11 protein-coding genes are annotated in these 16,634 nt (G+C 67.3%); 6 read left to right on the top strand and 5 right to left on the bottom strand.

Annotated features, from left to right (window positions below; all coding sequences use genetic code 11):
* Positions 1 to 194: 194 nt before the first annotated feature.
* From B2W70_RS05315 to B2W70_RS05300, 4 genes are all read left to right on the top strand, one after another.
* Entirely contained in the window at positions 195 to 4,352 is a 4,158-nt protein-coding gene (locus tag B2W70_RS05315; protein WP_286743610.1) for a DUF4347 domain-containing protein, read from the top strand.
* 164 nt (positions 4,353 to 4,516) lie between these two features.
* On the top strand, positions 4,517 to 6,838 hold the full coding sequence (locus B2W70_RS05310) for a sensor domain-containing diguanylate cyclase (protein WP_286743607.1): 2,322 nt from the start codon (positions 4,517 to 4,519) through the stop codon (positions 6,836 to 6,838).
* A gap of 40 nt (positions 6,839 to 6,878) precedes the next feature.
* The gene (locus B2W70_RS05305) at positions 6,879 to 7,259 is read left to right on the top strand and encodes a helix-turn-helix domain-containing protein (protein WP_286743604.1); all 381 of its coding nucleotides are present in this window, start codon (positions 6,879 to 6,881) and stop codon (positions 7,257 to 7,259) included.
* The gene (locus B2W70_RS05300; RefSeq protein WP_286743602.1) at positions 7,256 to 8,533 is read left to right on the top strand and encodes a type II toxin-antitoxin system HipA family toxin; all 1,278 of its coding nucleotides are present in this window, start codon (positions 7,256 to 7,258) and stop codon (positions 8,531 to 8,533) included. Before B2W70_RS05305 ends, B2W70_RS05300 begins: the two co-directional genes overlap by 4 nt.
* A gap of 91 nt (positions 8,534 to 8,624) precedes the next feature.
* Here B2W70_RS05300 and B2W70_RS05295 read toward each other — a convergent pair whose 3' ends face one another.
* Genes B2W70_RS05295 through B2W70_RS05275 form a run of 5 tightly spaced genes read right to left on the bottom strand, consistent with a single transcriptional unit; the run spans position 8,625 to position 14,687 of the window.
* Positions 8,625 to 9,524, bottom strand: coding sequence for a 3-keto-5-aminohexanoate cleavage protein (locus tag B2W70_RS05295; protein ID WP_286743600.1), 900 nt, complete (start codon positions 9,522 to 9,524; stop codon positions 8,625 to 8,627).
* Position 9,525: 1 nt separating this feature from the next.
* A complete protein-coding gene (locus B2W70_RS05290; protein ID WP_286743598.1) occupies positions 9,526 to 11,532 on the bottom strand; it encodes an acetyl-CoA carboxylase biotin carboxylase subunit in 2,007 nt (668 codons plus the stop codon).
* An 8-nt stretch (positions 11,533 to 11,540) separates the two neighbouring features.
* Positions 11,541 to 12,353, bottom strand: coding sequence for an enoyl-CoA hydratase/isomerase family protein (locus B2W70_RS05285; RefSeq protein WP_286743595.1), 813 nt, complete (start codon positions 12,351 to 12,353; stop codon positions 11,541 to 11,543).
* 10 nt (positions 12,354 to 12,363) lie between these two features.
* A complete protein-coding gene (locus B2W70_RS05280) occupies positions 12,364 to 13,971 on the bottom strand; it encodes a carboxyl transferase domain-containing protein (protein WP_286743594.1) in 1,608 nt (535 codons plus the stop codon).
* A gap of 11 nt (positions 13,972 to 13,982) precedes the next feature.
* Complete coding sequence (locus B2W70_RS05275; protein ID WP_286743592.1) at positions 13,983 to 14,687, bottom strand: TetR/AcrR family transcriptional regulator; 705 nt, start codon at positions 14,685 to 14,687, stop codon at positions 13,983 to 13,985.
* A 175-nt stretch (positions 14,688 to 14,862) separates the two neighbouring features.
* On the opposite strand from B2W70_RS05275, the gene B2W70_RS05270 reads away from it, so the two are divergent.
* Both B2W70_RS05270 and B2W70_RS05265 read left to right on the top strand, forming a co-directional pair.
* On the top strand, positions 14,863 to 15,345 hold the full coding sequence (locus B2W70_RS05270; RefSeq protein WP_286743587.1) for an acyl-CoA thioesterase: 483 nt from the start codon (positions 14,863 to 14,865) through the stop codon (positions 15,343 to 15,345).
* Between the two features lie 138 nt (positions 15,346 to 15,483).
* A partial coding sequence (locus B2W70_RS05265; RefSeq protein ID WP_286743581.1) for a methyl-accepting chemotaxis protein occupies positions 15,484 to 16,634 on the top strand: 1,151 nt, incomplete at its 3' end.

The following is a 16,634-nucleotide window of genomic DNA, read 5'->3' as shown; positions in this document are numbered from 1 at the left end:
CGCTGCTGCCGCGCTGGCCCGGCTTGGCGGCGCCGGTGGCGCGCCTGGCGGTGCGCTGGGTGCAAGGGCGTCACGAGGGCGCTGCCGCGCAGGCCCGTTGGGCCCTGCTGCAGCAAGAGGAGCAACTGGCCAGCCAGCTCAGCTGGCGCGGTCGGCACCCCTGGGACCAGGCCTGACCCCCGGACTGTCTCCGAATGTTCCGCCGCCGTCCCGCCCCCGCCCGCGCCACGCCCCAGCCGCGCCTCCTTGTGGAGGAGCTGGAGCCACGCGTGCTTTTTTCGGCAGACGCCGAGGCGGTGCTGCCCGGCCTGAGCTGGCAAGCTGATCAGACTGCGGAGCCGCAGGTCGAGACCACCCTGGTGAGCGCTCACCAGGTGCGCAGCACCCAAGACGCGGCAACCACGGGTTCGCAAGCCGAGGCGCCGCGCCACGAGGTCGCATTCGTCGATGGGGGCATCGACAACGCCGACCAGCTCATTGCCTTGCTGCAGCAGCAAGCCCAGGCAGATGGCCGTGTGCTCGACGTGGTCCGGCTGGACGCCAACGCGGATGGCCTGCAGCAGATCGGCGACTGGTTGGCCCAGCATCAGGACCTGGACGCGGTCCACGTGTTCAGCCACGGGCAGGCGGGCTCGCTGCAACTGGGCTCGGCGGTGCTCGACAGCACCACCTTGGCCGAGCGGGCCGGTGAGCTCGTGCAGTGGTCGCAAGCCTTTGGCGATGACGGCGATTTGCTGCTTTACGGATGCGACCTGGCCGCCAGCGCCGAAGGCAGGCAGCTGCTGTCCGACCTGTCCTTGCTGACCGGTGCCGACGCGGCCGCCAGCGAGGACCGAACCGGCGCCAGCGCGCTCGGCGGTGACTGGGTGCTGGAGCAACGTGTCGGGCAGGTCGAGACCTCGGTGGCGCTGGGCGAGGGCCTGCAGACCCAATGGCAGGGTGTGCTGGCCACGGCCACCTTCCAGCAGGGGGTGTCCAGCTACACGGGCACGCAGGACACGGTCATCAACTCTGCGGCCCCGAACACGGCAGACGGCAGCAACACCTTGTTGAACATGCTGAATGCAAACAACGATGCCAAACAGGTCTTGCTGCGCTTTGACAACCTGTTCAGCAGCGGAGGGGGCAGCATCCCGGATGGCTCCGTCATCACCTCGGCCACGGTGCGCCTGTACATCACCGAAGACGGCACCGGTGATGCTTACCTGCACCGCATCCTGGCGGCGAACTGGGATGAATCGTCGACCTGGAATTCGCTGACGAATGGCATCTCGATCGATAACGTGGAGGCCTCTTCGACCTCGGCTGGCGCCAACGACCTCAGCAGCAAAAACGTCTACACCACCTTCACGGTCACCAGCACGGTGCAGGCCTGGGCCAATGGCGCGAGCAACCTGGGCTGGATGCTCTACACCGATGGCAACGAGGTCGCGTTCGCCAGTTCCGAGAACGGCACCTCCGCCTACCGTCCGCTGCTGACCATCAACTACACCGCCCCCACGCCGCCGGCGGTGGACCTCAATGGCGGCGTGGCTGGCACCGGTTATTCGGCCGCGTACTTCGAGAACACGCCCGTCAACATCACCAGCAGCACCCTGGCCACCGTGACCGCTGGCAGCAACGGCATCAGCCCCAACCTCAGCGGCATGACGGTGACCATCAGCAACATCCAGAACGCGGGTCTGGAGTCGCTGCTGGCCGATGTCACGGGCACGAACATCAGCAAGTCTTACAACGCCACCACCGGGGTGCTCACGCTCAGCGGCAGCGACACGGCGGCCAACTACCAGCAGGTGCTGCGCACCATCCAGTACGACAACGCCTCCGACCACCCGAGCACCACCACCCGCACGATCAACTTCGTGGCGATGGACCCGTATGGCGGCAACAGCGCCACCGCGACCGCTTCGGTCACCGTCACGCGCGTCAACGACGCACCGGTCATCACCAGCAATGGCGGCGGCGCCACTGCCAACGTCAACGTCAACGAGACCCTCACGTCGGTCACCACGGTGGTGGCCACCGACGCCGAGGGCAGCGCCATCACCTACAGCCTGGGCGGCATCGACGCTTCGCTGTTCAACCTCAACAGCAGCACAGGCGTTCTGACCTTCAAGAACGCCCCCGACTTCGAAAGCCCTCAGGACAACGGTGGCGACAACGTCTACAACGTGACCGTGTACGCCAGCGACAGCCTGCTGCTGGACCAGCAGGACATCGCCATCACGGTGCTCGACATGCCGACGACCTTGGTGGTGGACACCACGGCCGACACCAACGACACCGGCCTGGGCACGGGCTTCAACGTCGAGCAGCTCAACGCCAGCAAGGGCACGGACGGCAAGGTGTCGCTGCGCGAGGCCATCATCGCGGCCAACAACACCGCCGGGCTGAACGTTGTCACCTTCAACATCACGGGCGCTTCGGGGGCTTACGGCGAGTACACGATCACGCTGAGCTCGACGCTGCCGACCATCTCCGATGCCATCTACCTGAACGCGGCGACCCAGGCCGGCTACAGCACGCATCCGCTCATCGTGCTCGATGGCGAAGGCGGCAGCGGGCACGGCTTCACGCTCAACTCGACGGCCGACGGCAGCACCATCCGCGGCTTCGTGATCCGCGACTTCTCGGCCGATGGCATCCACATCGACTCGGGCTCTGACAACCACACCATCGTTGGCAACTACATCGGCAGCTTCAACGCCGATGGCAGCAACGCAGGCACGGGAGAGCGCAACGCATCCGAAGGCATCGAGAGCTATGGCGCCAACGTGCTGATCGGGGGCACGACGGCGGCAGATCGCAACGTGATCTCCGGCAACGCTTCGGCCTACAACATCTACCTGGCCAGCGGTGCCAATGGCACCACCGTGAGCGGCAACTACATCGGCACCGATGCCGCCGGCACCAGCGCCTTCACCAGCACCAACAGCGCCCACGGGATCATGCTGGAGACCTCCGCCAGCAACGTCACCATCGGCGGCACGGCAGCCGGTGCTGGCAACGTGATCTCGGGCTTCAGCAACCGGGGCGTGTGGGTCACCACCACGGGCACGGTGACCGTGCAGGGCAACAAGATCGGCACCGACGTCACGGGCACGGTTGACCTGGGCAACACCGGCTACGGCCTGTACGTGGACGACGGCGGCACCGTCACCATCGGCGGCACGGCGGCGGGCGCGGGCAACCTGGTGTCGGGCAACGATGGCGGCGGCATCTACATCGGTGGCAGCGTGACCGCCACCGTGCAGGGCAACATGCTGGCCCTGATGCTCAGCCTAAGCACGGCAGGCTTGCTGGTCTATTACTTCTACCTGCGGCGCATGCTGCAGCACCTGGACCCATCCCAGGCCATCCCCGAGCGCGTGAGGGCGGCTTTCGATGCCCTGGCCGAAGGCCTGCTCGTGCTCGATCATCAGCAGCGCATCATGCTCACCAACGAGGCCTTCTCGCGGCTCTACCCCAGTGAGGGCGCGCAGCTGGGCAGACCGGTGTCGGAGCTGGCCTGGCTCAACGATGCGCTGGGTGACGCGGCCAAGAACCCACCCTGGCTGGTGGCGATGAAGACCCGCGAGCCCGTGCTGGGCGTGCAGGTGCGCATCACCGGCGAAGACGGTCAGGCGCGTCAGGCCTTGATGAACTGCGCCGCCATCTGCGATGCCAAGGGCGCTCCCCGGGGATGCGTGGTCACGCTCGACGACGTCACCGAACTCGACCGCGCCAACGTTCGCCTGCGTGAAGCGCTGGGTGAGCTGGAACGCTCTCACGACCGCATCCAGACGCAGAACGTCGAGCTTGAAAAGCTCGCCAACCACGACCCGATGACGGGCTGCCTGAACCGCCGGGCTTTCTACGCCCGGGCCGAGCCGCTCTTTTCTCGCGCCCGCGAGCAGGGCACGCCCCTGGCCTGCATCATGAGCGACATCGACAAGTTCAAGAACTTCAACGACACCCATGGCCACGCCGTGGGCGACCAGGTCATCCAGCAGGTGGCGGCCTTGCTCAAAACCTCCCTGCGACCTGAAGACCTCCTGTGCCGCTACGGTGGCGAGGAGTTCTGCATCGTGCTGCCCAACACGCCGCTGCCCGAGGCGCTGCGCGTGGCCCAGCGCATGCGCGCCCGCATGGAGGCCGAAGCCGGCCCCGGGGTGACCAGCGTGGCAGGCCTGCGCATCACCTCCAGCTTCGGTGTGTGCACCCTGCCCGAAAGCCAGGTTGCTTCCCTGGACAAGCTGATCGAGCAGGCCGACGCCGGCCTGTACGCGGCCAAGGAAGCGGGGCGCAACCGGGTCCGCTATGCCCCCGGCGTGCAGGCTTCGCTGGATGTCGTGAAATCGTCCACCGCCTGAGGCGCCTTCTGGCGCCCAGGCCGTTGCCGTGCAGGGTTTGACACCAGGCAATGCCTGACACAGCGGGCAATGGCTTGGCGCACAATGGAATCGCGCGGGTGTCTTGCGGGCCTGCGAGGTGTCGATGTGCGCCGCAAGCCCCTTGACCCAAAGCTCCCTTGGCCATGGCCCGCACACCTGCTTCCGCACACCAACACCTGCCGGTGCTGGTGCCCCTGGCGCTCAGCGTCCTGGCCTTGTTGTTGACCCACCTCGCGCTCAGGCAACTCGAAGAAGGCGAGCGAGACGCAGCCTTTGCCAAGCAGGCCGTGAGGCTGCATGAACGCCTGGCCCAGCGGCTTCAGATATGCGATGCCATCTTGCGCGGTGCGGCCGGGTTGTTCGCGTCGTCCCAGAACGTCACGCGCGAAGAGTGGCGTGAGTACGTCGTGGCCTTGAGGCTGGAAGAGGTCCAACTGGGCATTCAGGGCTTGGGCTACTCGCAGCACATCTTGCCCGCTGACCTGCCCGAGCACCTGCGAGAGGTCCGTGCCAGTGGCTTTCCGGCTTACGATGTCACGCCCAACGGGCCGCGGGATCGCTACAGCGCCATCGTCTACCTCGAGCCCTTTACCGGGCGCAACCTGCGCGCTTTTGGCTACGACATGATGTCCGAGCCGGTGCGCGGCGAGGCCATGTCGCACGCCCGTGACCAGGGCGGCATCGCGTACAGCGGTGGCGTGCGATTGGTTCAGGAAACCGATGCCAACGTTCAGACCGGGGTGCTGGCCTACCTGCCGGTCTACGAAGGTGGCATGGTGCCCGTGTCGACCGAGCAACGCCGAGCCCGCCTGAAGGGCTGGGTCTACAGCCCCATCCGCATTGGCGACCTCCTGGGTGCCGTGTTCCAGGACGAATTGCAACGCGTCAAGGTGCGCCTGGTCGACCAGGGCATCAACAGCCAAGGCAAGCCCCAGGTGCTGTTCGAGAGCGCCCCGCAGGTTCAACCCGACGGCGTGATGCAGGACGCGAGCCTGCCCGAGGTCAGCCTCACCATGTGGTTGCATGGCCGCCAATGGGAGGTGCGCTACAGCGCGCTGCCCGGCTTTTGGCCGCTCAATGGGCGAAACACGCATGCCCTGACGCTGGCTGGCGTGGCGCTGGCGGGCGCCTTGCTTTGCGCCCTGACCTGGAGCCTGGCGAACACGCGCGCTCGCGCACGCGTCATGGCGGCTTCGTTGGCCAGCGAGCTGGCCGATGGCGAGCAGCGCTTTCGGCTCATGGCCGAGGCCTTGAAGGACCACGCCATCTTCATGCTAGACGCCCGTGGCGTCATCATCAGCTGGAACCAGGGCGCAGAGCGCATCAAGGGCTGGCACGCCGACGAAGCCATCGGCCGGCACTACAGCTGTTTTTTCTCCGAAGCCGATGTGGCGGCAGGCAAGCCTCAGCAGGCACTGGCTGCGGCCCTGGTCAATGGGCAGTACAGCGAAGAGGGATGGCGCCAACGCAAGGACGGCACGCTCTTTCGGGCCAGTGTGCTCATCCTGACCTTGTGCGACGCCCAGGGGCAGGTCAAAGGTTTTGCCAAGATCACGCGCGACATCACCGAGGCCCACGAACAGGCCGAGCGCCTGAAACTCGCGGCCACGGTGTTCCGCTCCACACAGGAGGGGGTGGTCATCAGCGACCCGCAAGGCCGTGTGATGGCGGTGAACCCGGCCTTCGAGCGCATCACCGAGTACCGGGAGTCGGACGTGCTGGGCATGAACCTGAGGCTGCTGTCTTCAGGTCGGCACGAGCGGGCCTTCTTCCAGAACCTGTGGCGCGAACTGCTGGAGACAGGCACCTGGCAAGGCGAGATCTGGAACCGCCGCAAGGGCGGCGAAATCTTCCCGAGCTGGTTGGCCATCAGCACCGTGCGCGATGACCAGCAGCGCGTGATCAACCACGTGGGCGTGTACACCGACATCACGCGCATCCCCCATGCCGAGACGCAGATGGAGCGCCTGGCCCACCACGATGCGCTGACCGAGCTGCCCAACCGGCTGCTGCTGAACTCGCGCCTGGCTCACACGCTGGAGCGCACGCTGCGTGGGGGCGGCCGGTGTGCGGTCATGTTCCTCGACCTGGACAAGTTCAAGCCCGTCAACGACCAGATGGGTCACGAAGCCGGGGACGAGTTGCTCAAGGGCGTGGCCAAGCGATTGCGCCTGCACCTGCGCGACAACGACACCGTGGCCCGCATCGGGGGCGACGAGTTCGTGGTGGTGCTCGAAGACCTGAGCAGCCCGGAGGGCGCCGAGGTGGTGGCGCGCGCCATCATCGAGCGCATGCAGCGCCCCTTTGCATTGTCCGGCGACCGGGAGGCCCACATCGGCTGCAGCGTGGGCATCGCGATGTTCCCGCAGGACGGCACCGATGGCGAAACGCTGCTGCGGCATGCGGACGCCGCCTTGTACGCGGCCAAGGCGGCAGGGCGGGGTGCGTTCAGGTTCTTTTCATAAATAGATGTTTGTTTTTTGGCATTTTTGATAACATGAATGAATGCCAAAGCCATCTCGCGCCCTTGCTTGCATGCCGCCCGCCGTGCTGGCGCAGATGCGGCAGTTGGGCGAGCACCTGACCATTGCTCGCAAACGGCGCAAGGCATCGCGAAAGGCCTGGGCAGAGCGCATCGGTGTCACCGAGCCCACGCTGGCGCGCATGGAAAAGGGCGACCCATCGGTGGCCTTTGGCAGCTACGCCACGGCCTTGTGGCTGATCGGGCGTGCACAGGCCCTGGCCGAGCTGGCGTCTCCTGATCTCGACTTGGGCGCACTGGAGAGCGATGTCCGCTCGGCGTCGATGCGTTCCGTGCGCAAAGGGCCTGCTGCCGATGGTGGTTTGCAGCAGTCGGCGCAACTGAGCGCAGGCAGCAAGCCATGAGCGACATCACCGATGCCCGCACAGGGGCCCTGACCGGCCCCTGGGACGAGCTGCACCTGTGGTGGTTGGGGCGTCCGCACTCCCCCTTTCCGATCGGGGTTCTGCGCTTCGTGCCGTCCATGCGTGGGGCCTCCCTGCGCTATCACGAGGACTGGTTGAAACGCGGCTTCGCCTTGAGCGAAGACCTGCCCTTGCTCGACCAGGTCTTCTTGCCCTCAAGCAAGGACACGGCCGCAGGCGCGGTCGATGACGCCCGCCCTGATCGCTGGGGCGAGCGCGTCATCCGGCTGCTGGACCGCCCGGCACGCCTGTCCATCATGGAGCACTTGTTCCTGGCCGGTGATGAGCGCCTGGGTGCGCTCGGGGTATCGCTGTCGGGGCAGGTGTACCTGCCGCGTGCACAGGGCCCGCTGCCGGCTTTTGCAGACGCACAGGCGCTGCACGACGTGGTTCGCCAGGTCGAAGCGGGCACCCCGATTCGCGACGAGCTCAAGCGCTTGATCGCGCCTGGCGTGACCATGGGCGGCGCCCGGCCGAAGGCGCTGATCCAGATGGATGGGCACCCGTGGGTGATCAAGTTTGCCGACGCGGGTGAGCTGCTGGACGAGCCGCTCATCGAGCACGCGACCATGACCCTGGCCGCACGTGCGGGCATCAACGTGGCGCCCACCCGGGCGATTGCCCTGACCAAAGGCCACGCGGTGGCTGTGCGTCGCTTTGACCGCCTGCCCAGCCCGGATGGCCTGTTGCGCCTGCATGCTTTGTCAGCCCACGTGGCTTTGCGCGCAGCGGGTGAAGAGATGGGCTACCCCGAGCTGGCGCAGCTGCTGCGGCGCCGAGGCCCTTTGCGCGATGGCATCAACCAGGCGCAAATGCATGAGCTGTTTCGGCGCATGGTCTTCAACATCCTGATCGACAACACCGACGACCACGAGAAGAACCACGTGCTGCTGATGAACGAGCGCTGCGAGTACGAACTCTCGCCCGCGTTCGACGTGTTGCCGACCGGGCAGGCGCTGGGGTATCAGCAAATGCGCGTGGGCCGCGACGGTGCGGTCTCATCCATCGACAACGCCTTGTCGGACGCGGCCTTGTTCGGGCTCAGTGCTCATCAGGCACGCGATGCGGTGCGGCGAGTGGCTGCGGTGGTGGACGGGTGGCGAGCGCACTTCAAGGCATGTGGCGTGCGCGATGCGGATGTCGAGATGCTGGCGGGGCAGGTGGATCGGGAGGGGTTGGTGAGGCAGCGGAAGGTGGCGCGATCGGATCGCTGACGAGTTGAAAGTCGTGCCAAATGAGAAGGCCGCTGTACGCGGCCTTCTGTTGTCTTCGCCAGGCCCCCGAGGGCCTTTGGAGTGTGCTTGCTCAAGCCGCCAGCGGCAACGCCCCCACGCCATGGAACTTGGCCTCACGCAGCCCCAGCATCTGCCGCGCTTCAGCCGGCGAAGCCACCTCGCGCCCCGCGCGCTTAGCGCAAGCGGCCAGCGCTTCGATCAGCTGCCCGTTGCCCGTGGTCTTCTCGCCACCCGGCAGGTAGAAGGTGTCTTCCACGCCGGTGCGCAGCATGCCGCCCAGGTCGGCGGTGGCCTGGTGCACGGCCCAGATTTCTTCGCGGCCGATCAGCGTGGTCTGCCAGATGGTGTTCGGCTCGCGGTACTTGACCAGCAGCTTGAGCAGATCGGCATCGGCCGGCATGCCCGAGGCCACGCCCATCACGAAGTTGTATTCCAGGTGTTCGGCCATGCCGGCCTTCTGGTACATGCCCACCGAGCGCACGATGCCCACGTCGAAGCACTCGAACTCGGGGCGCGTGCCGGTCTCGTTCATCACGTCGATCATGGCCTTGACCTTGTCGACCGTGTTGTCAAAAAGCATGGGCGGCCAGGCCCACTGGCCGTTGTCCTTGATCTTGAGGTAGTTCAGGCTGCCGGCGTTGCAGGCCGCGATCTCGGGGCGCACGGCGCGAATGCAGGCCGAAGGGCCGCTGATGTCGGGCCCCACCACGCCGGTGGTCAGGTTGATGATGACGCCCGGGCAGGCTTCGCGGATGGCGGTGTCGATCTCGCCGGCCACGGCCGGGTCCCAGCTGGGGAAGCGACCCATGCCGGGCTCTTGCCTGCGCAGGTGCACGTGCATGATCGACGCGCCCGCGTCAAAGGCCTCGCGCGCAGCGGCGGCCATTTCCTTAGGCAGCACGGGCACGGGGTGCTGCGCCGGGTCGGTGAGCACGCCGGTCAGCGCGCAGGTCAGGATGGCCTTGTCCATGTCAGTCTTCCTTGTTGAGTTCGATGTCGATCAGCAGGGTCTTGGCCTGCACCTGGTCGCCCGCTTTCGCGTACACAGCTTTGATCACGCCCGGCGCCTGGGCGTTGAGCCACATTTCCATCTTCATGGCCTCGATGGCCAACAGCGGCTGGCCTTCGGTGACGGCGTCACCGGCCTGCACCAGCACCTGTGTGACGGTGCCGGCCACGGGCGCCAGGGCGCGGCTCGGGTCGAGGGCGTTGCCCGCGTCCGGCCAGGCCGAGACCTCGGCGAAGGTGAAAACAGCGGCGTCGATGACGAGGTTCAGGGTGTCGCCCAGCCACACGGCGCGCACGCGTCGCTGCACGCCATCGAGCTCGACGCGGGCTTCGCCGCGCGTGGCGTCTTCGCTCAGCAGCTTCACGGCGACGGGGGCGGCTTGCGGGTTCATCGCCACGTTGTAGAGGCCGCCTGAGGCAGCGCTCACGCGCAGCGTGCGCTTGACAGTGTCTTGCTGCAAGGGCAGGTCCCAGGCGCTGACGCTGTCGGCGCGCAGCAGCTGGGTCGTGCCTTGCTGGCGCGCACCAAACAGCGCGCCCGCGATCAGCCAAGCATCGTCTGCGGCCACCGGCGCATGCAGGATCGCATCGCCATCGGCTTGCCACTGGTCGATCAGCGTGGTGGTCATGCTGCCAGCTCGGAAACGCGGGTGGTCGACCAGGTCGCGCAGGAAGCGGGCGTTGTGCTTGAGGCCCAGCAGCGGGGCGTCGTCCAGCGTGGCCATCAGGCGGCGGATGGCGTCGGCGCGGTCGCGTCCGTGCACGATGAGCTTGGCCACCATCGGGTCGTAGTGCGGGGTGACTTCGCCACCTTCGCGGATGCCGTCGTCGATGCGCACGCCGTCATACAGGGCCAGCGCAGGGCGCCACCACTGCACCGGACCGGTCTGCGGCGCAAAGCCCGCGTACGGGTCTTCGGCGTACAGGCGAGCCTCGATGGCGTGGCCGCTCAAGGTGATGTCTTCTTGCTTGACGGGCAGCGGCTGGCCTTCGGCCACGCGGATCTGCCACTCCACCAGGTCGAAGCCCGAGACCATCTCGGTGACCGGGTGCTCGACCTGCAGGCGCGTGTTCATCTCCATGAAATAGAAAGCCGAGACGCCTGCGCCACCCAAGCCGGCGCCACCCGCTTGTTCACAGATGAACTCGACCGTGCCCGCGCCCACATAGCCCACGCTCTGGGCGGCGGCCACGGCGGCGGCGCCCATCTGCGCGCGAAGTTCGGGCGACATGCCGGGGGCCGGCGCTTCTTCCAGCACCTTCTGGTGGCGGCGTTGCACCGAGCAGTCGCGCTCACCCAGGTGCACCACGTTGCCATGCGCATCGGCGAACACCTGGATCTCGATGTGCCTTGGCTGCGTGACATAGCGCTCGATCAGCACGTGCTGGTCACCGAAGCTGGCTTGGGCTTCACGTTGGCACGAAGCAAGCGCAGGCGTGAACTCATTGGCCTGTCGCACGATGCGCATGCCCTTGCCACCACCGCCCGCGCTGGCCTTGATCAGCACCGGAAAGCCGATGGATTGGGCCTGTGCGAGCAGGAAGTCGCTGTCTTGCCGGTCACCGTGGTAGCCGGGCACCAGGGGCACGCCGGCCTTTTCCATCAGGGCCTTGGCGGCCGACTTGCTGCCCATGGCCGCGATGGCCGAAGGCGGCGGGCCGATGAAGGCGATGCCGGCGTTGGTGCAAGCTTGCGCGAAGCCTTCGTTCTCCGAGAGGAAGCCGTAGCCAGGGTGCACGGCCTGCGCCCCCGTGGCCTTCGCGACCTCTAGGATGCGGTCGGCGCGCAGGTAGCTCTCGCGCGGGCTGGCCGGGCCGATGCAGACGGCTTCGTCGCAGGCCTGTACGTGGCGCGCATGGGCGTCGGCTTCGGAGTAGACGGCCACGGTGCGGATGCCCAAGCGGCGCGCGGTCGCGGCCACTCGGCAGGCGATTTCGCCTCGGTTGGCGATGAGGATTTTGGTGAACATGCGTGGCCTCAGTTCTTGTTCACCCACGGCGGCGTGCCGCGCGTGAGGAAGGCGTTGAGCCCTGCCTTGCCCTCGTCGCTGGCGCGCACGTCGGCGATGCGGCGGGCGGTCACGTCGCGCAGCTCGTGCGTGATCGGGCGGCTGCCGATTTCGCGCACCAGCGTCTTGCACTCGCGCACGGCGTTCGGGCCGTTGCGCAAGATGGCGTCAACGATGCCTTGCGTGGTCGCGCTCAAGGCATCTGGCGCCACCACCTCGTGCACCATGCCCATGGCCTGCGCTCGCTCGGCCGAGAAGCGCTCGGCCGTCACGAAGTAGCGCCGCGCGGCCCGCTCGCCAATCGCGTGGATCACGTAGGGGCTGATGGTGGCCGGGATCAGGCCGAGCTTGGCCTCTGACAGGCAGAACTGCGCGGACTCGGCCGCCACCACCACATCGCAGCAAGACACCAGGCCCACGCCGCCGCCGTAGCAGTCGCCCTGCACCTCCGCGACAACGGGCACGGGGCAGCAGGTCAGCGTCCACAGCATGTTCGCCAGGCGCGAGGCGTCGCGGTGGTTGTCCACCCAGCTGTAGTCGGCGGTCTGGCGCATCCAGTTCAGGTCGGCGCCCGAGCAAAAGGCCACGCCCGTCGAGCCCAGCACCACGGCGCGCAGCTCGGCGTCGTCCTGGAACGATGCAAAAACCCGCGTGAGCTCGGCCACCGTGTCGGCGTGGAAGGCGTTGCGCACGTCGGGGCGGTTGAGTCGAACCGTGGCCACGTTGCCTTGTCGGCTCACGTCCAGGTGCTGCAGCGACGAAACATCCAATGAAGCGCTCATGCGCATCTCCTCACATGCGGAAGACGCCGAATCGCGTCTCGGGGATGGGGGCGTTCAGGCTGGCGCTGAGCGCCAGAGCCAGCACGCGGCGGGTGTCGGTGGGGCGGATCAGGCCATCGTCCCATAGGCGGGCGGTGGCGTAGTAGGGGTGGCCTTGCGCTTCGTACTGATCACGGATGGGGGCCTTGAAAGCGGCCTCTTCGTCGGCGCTCCACTGCCCGCCCTTGGCCTCGATGCCATCGCGCTTGACGGTGGCCAGCACCGAAGCGGCCTGCTCGCCGCCCATCACGCTGATGCGCGCGTTCGGCCACATCCACACGAAGCGCGGGTTGAAGGCGCGGCCGCACATGCCGTAGTTGCCCGCGCCGAAGCTGCCACCGATGACGACGGTGAATTTGGGCACCTGCGCGCACGACACGGCGGTCACCATCTTGGCGCCCGCCCGCGCGATGCCTTCGTTCTCGACCTTGCGGCCCACCATGAAGCCGGTGATGTTCTGCAGGAACACCAGCGGCACCTTGCGCTGGCAGCACAGCTCGATGAAGTGCGCGCCCTTGTTGGCCGACTCCGAAAACAGGATGCCGTTGTTGGCCACGATGCCCACCGGCATGCCCTCGATGTGCGCGAAGCCGCACACCAGGGTGGCGCCGTAGCGAGCCTTGAACTCGTCGAACTCGGAGCCATCGACCAGCCGGGCGATGACCTCGCGCACGTCAAAAGGCTTGCGCGTGTCGGTCGGGATCACGCCCATCAGCTCGGCCTCGTCCAGCAGGGGAGGGCGGGGGGTGATCAGCGACAGCTCAGGCAACTTGCGCCAGTTCAGTCGCGCCACGCATTGCCGCGCGATCGCCAGCGCGTGCTCGTCGTCGCGCGCCAGGTGGTCGGCCACGCCCGACAGCCGCGTGTGCACGTCGCCGCCGCCCAGGTCTTCGGCCGTGACCTCTTCGCCCGTGGCGGCTTTGACCAGCGGCGGGCCACCCAGGAAGATCGTGCCCTGCTTGGCCACGATGATGGTCTCGTCGCTCATGGCCGGCATGTAGGCGCCACCGGCCGTGCAAGAGCCCATCACCACGGCGATCTGCGGGATGCCGGCCGCGCTCATGTTGGCCTGGTTGTAGAAGATGCGGCCGAAGTGGTCGCGATCCGGAAAGACCTCGTCCTGGTTCGGCAGGTTGGCGCCGCCCGAGTCGACCAGGTAGATGCAGGGCAGGCGGTTCTGCTGAGCGATCTCCTGCGCGCGCAGGTGCTTCTTGACGGTCAAGGGGTAGTAGGTGCCGCCTTTGACGGTGGCGTCGTTGCACACCACCATGCATTCCACGCCTGCCACCCGGCCGATGCCGGCGATCACGCCCGCGCAGGGCGCCGCGTTGTCGTACACGTTCAAGGCGGCCAATGGCGCGACTTCCAGAAAAGGCGAGCCGGCGTCGAGCAACTGGGCCACGCGGTCGCGCGGCAGCAGCTTGCCTCGGGCCAGGTGTTTGGCGCGCGGGGCCTCGCCGCCGCCCAGGGCGACGACGTCAAGCAGGCGTTCCAGGTCCTCGACGAGGGCCTGCATGGCGCTGGCGTTGGCCAGGTGGGCCTCGCTGCGCGGGTTGAGCTGGGTGTTCAGCACGGGCATGGGGTCTCCGTTCAGCGGATGGACGGCGGGGTTTCGGTTTGTCGCAAGGCCGCCGCCACCTCGTCGCGCAGGCGACGCAGGGCTTCCAGCGAGGTGTCACGCGGCATCACGGCCGACCAGATCAGCTCGGTCAGCTGCTCGGCCGTGGTGTCGATGCGTGGGCGCTTCTGGGTGGTGATGGCGTCCCAGAGCACGTGCTCCATCGAGCCGTAGACCAGGTCGCGCAGCAGGCGCAGCGGCATGTCGGCTCGCACGTCGCCCGAGGCCTGGCCTTCTGCCAGGGCCTGCATCAGCGGTGCGGTGTAGCGGCGGCGGCACTCGGCCAGCACGGCGGCGAGCTCGGGGTCGGCGGCGCGGCCCTCGCTGAGCACCAGGGCGCACAGCCCGGAGCCGTCGGCCAGCAGGGTGAGCAGGTGGGCGCGCACCACGTGGGCCAGCTTGGCGTGCACGCCTTGCAGCTTGGGCAGGTCACGCTCGAGCTCGGTGCTGATCTCGTCGTACCACTCGGTGATGACCTGGATGCACAGCTCTCGCTTGCCCGGGAAGTAGGTGAAAACGGTGGCTTCGGACACCCCGGCCAGCTCGGCGATGTGGGCCATGGTCGCGCGCTGAAAGCCCTGGGCCGAGAACACCTGGCGGGCAGCGGCGAGGATGGCCTGCACGCGGTGGGCAGAGCGGGCCTGTCGGGGTTGGTGGCGTTGCAGCGAGGTGCTCATATTGAGTCTGACTCAAGAATTGAGTCCATCATGCCAGCCAAATGCACCGATGTGCGTCGGACAAAATCAGGGTTTGACCGGATGACTTGTCAAGTTCGACTCAAGATAAGAGTCGGTCGGGGCTGCATGGCGGTGGCATCATCGCCCCCTGCCACCCAACTGCGAACCGCGCCCCATGTCCGCCGCCGACCTGAGCACCTTGAGCACCCTGAGCAACTTGCCCTGGGACCGCCCGAACCCGCACACCCTGGTGGTGACCGTGGCGCCCGAGCACATCGACCTCATGCGGCACACCAACAACGTGGTTTACCTGCAGTGGCTCGAAGACATCGCCTGGGCGCACTCGACCGCGCTGGGCCTGGGGCCGGCCGAGTACGAGGCCCTGGGCCACGGCATGGTGGTGCGCCAGCACGAGCTCAACTACATCCAGGCCACCCGCCTGGGCGAGCGCATCGCCCTGGGCACCTGGTTGACCGGGGCCGACAAGCTCACCTTGCAGCGCCACTACCAGTTCATCCGAATCGACGATGGCCAGACGGCCTTTCGCGGCCGCAGCGAGTTCGTCTGTGTCGACATCGCCCAGGGCAAGGTGCGCCGCATGCCCTCTGCTTTTGTGCAGGCTTACACGAATGCGGTGGTGCCGGCCCAGGCAGGCTGAGCCCATTTGATCCGTTCGGCCCCTCAAGCCGAGCGGCCTTCCCGCCGAAAAGCTGACATCCCCTTATGCCGGGGCGGCGCAGCAGGATCGCAGCCGGGGGCCAGCATCCATTGCCGAGCCTGTCCACCGGAGGGATCCATGTCGCTCAACCAAATCTCCATCGGCGCGCGCATCGCCGCGCTCGCCGCCTTGCTGCTGCTCATCACCTTGCTGGTGGGCGGGCTGGGCTGGATGGCCATGCGCAACAGCACGCACCACATCGAGCAAGCCCACGCGATGTCGCAGGAGCACGCCCGTGCCATCGACCTGGCCCGAAGCGCCCAGGTCAGCTTCAAGATCCAGATCCAGGAGTGGAAGAACCTGCTGTTGCGCAGCCACCAGGCCGAGGCGCATGCCAAGTACCGCAAGGCCTTCGAAAAGGAGGGCGGCGAGGTGGCCTCCCGCCTGACCGAGCTGGAGGCGCTTTATGGCCAGATGGGCCTGGACACCGCGCCAGTCAAGGCATCCCGAGAGTCGCTGGCCGCCTTGCAGCAGACCTACCTCGCGGCCCTGGGGGCGTTCGACATGGCCGACCCTGCAGGCAGCGCCCAGGTGGTTGACAAGGCCGTCAAGGGCAAGGACAGGGAGCCCACCGCCCAGCTGGACAAGCTCGTGGCCGCGGTGTTCGAGCTGAGTCAACAGCGCCAGGCCAGCGCGCAGGAGGCTGCCCAGGCGGCGACCGCACAGGTGCTCGCGGGCATCGCCGTCCTGTTGGCCATTGGTCTGTCGGTCGGCTCGGCCGCGAGTTGGCTGATCCTGCGCAGCATCACCCGCCCGCTGAGCGAGGTGCTGCACGCCGCCGCCGACGTGGCCGCTGGCCGGCTCGACCGCCAGCTCAACGCCCAGGGGCGCGATGAACTCAGCCACCTGGTGGCCACCGTCATCCGCATGAACGAAAGCCTTCGCGGCGTGGTCTCGCAGGTGCGCACCTCGGCTGAAACCGTGGCGCACGCTTCCTCGGAGATCGCGGTGGGCAATCAGGACCTCTCGCTGCGCACCGAGCAGCAGGCCTCTCGCCAGCAGGAAACCGCCGCCTCGGTCGAGCAGCTCAGCGCGGGCGTGCAGCAGTCGGCCAGCCACGCCGCCCAGGCAGGACAGCTGGCCGATCAGGCCACCGTGGTCGCCGAGCGGGGTGGTGCGGTCGTCGGCCAGGTGGTCGAGACCATGGGCGCCATCCACGCCAGCTCGCGCAAGATCGCCGACATCATCAGCGTGATCGACGGCATTGCCTTCCAGACCAACATCCTGGC

The organism is Aquabacterium sp. UBA2148 (assembly GCF_002328915.1).
Classification (GTDB): Bacteria; Pseudomonadota; Gammaproteobacteria; order Burkholderiales; family Burkholderiaceae_C; genus Aquabacterium; species Aquabacterium parvum.
This window is presented reverse-complemented; position numbering and strand designations above follow the sequence as displayed.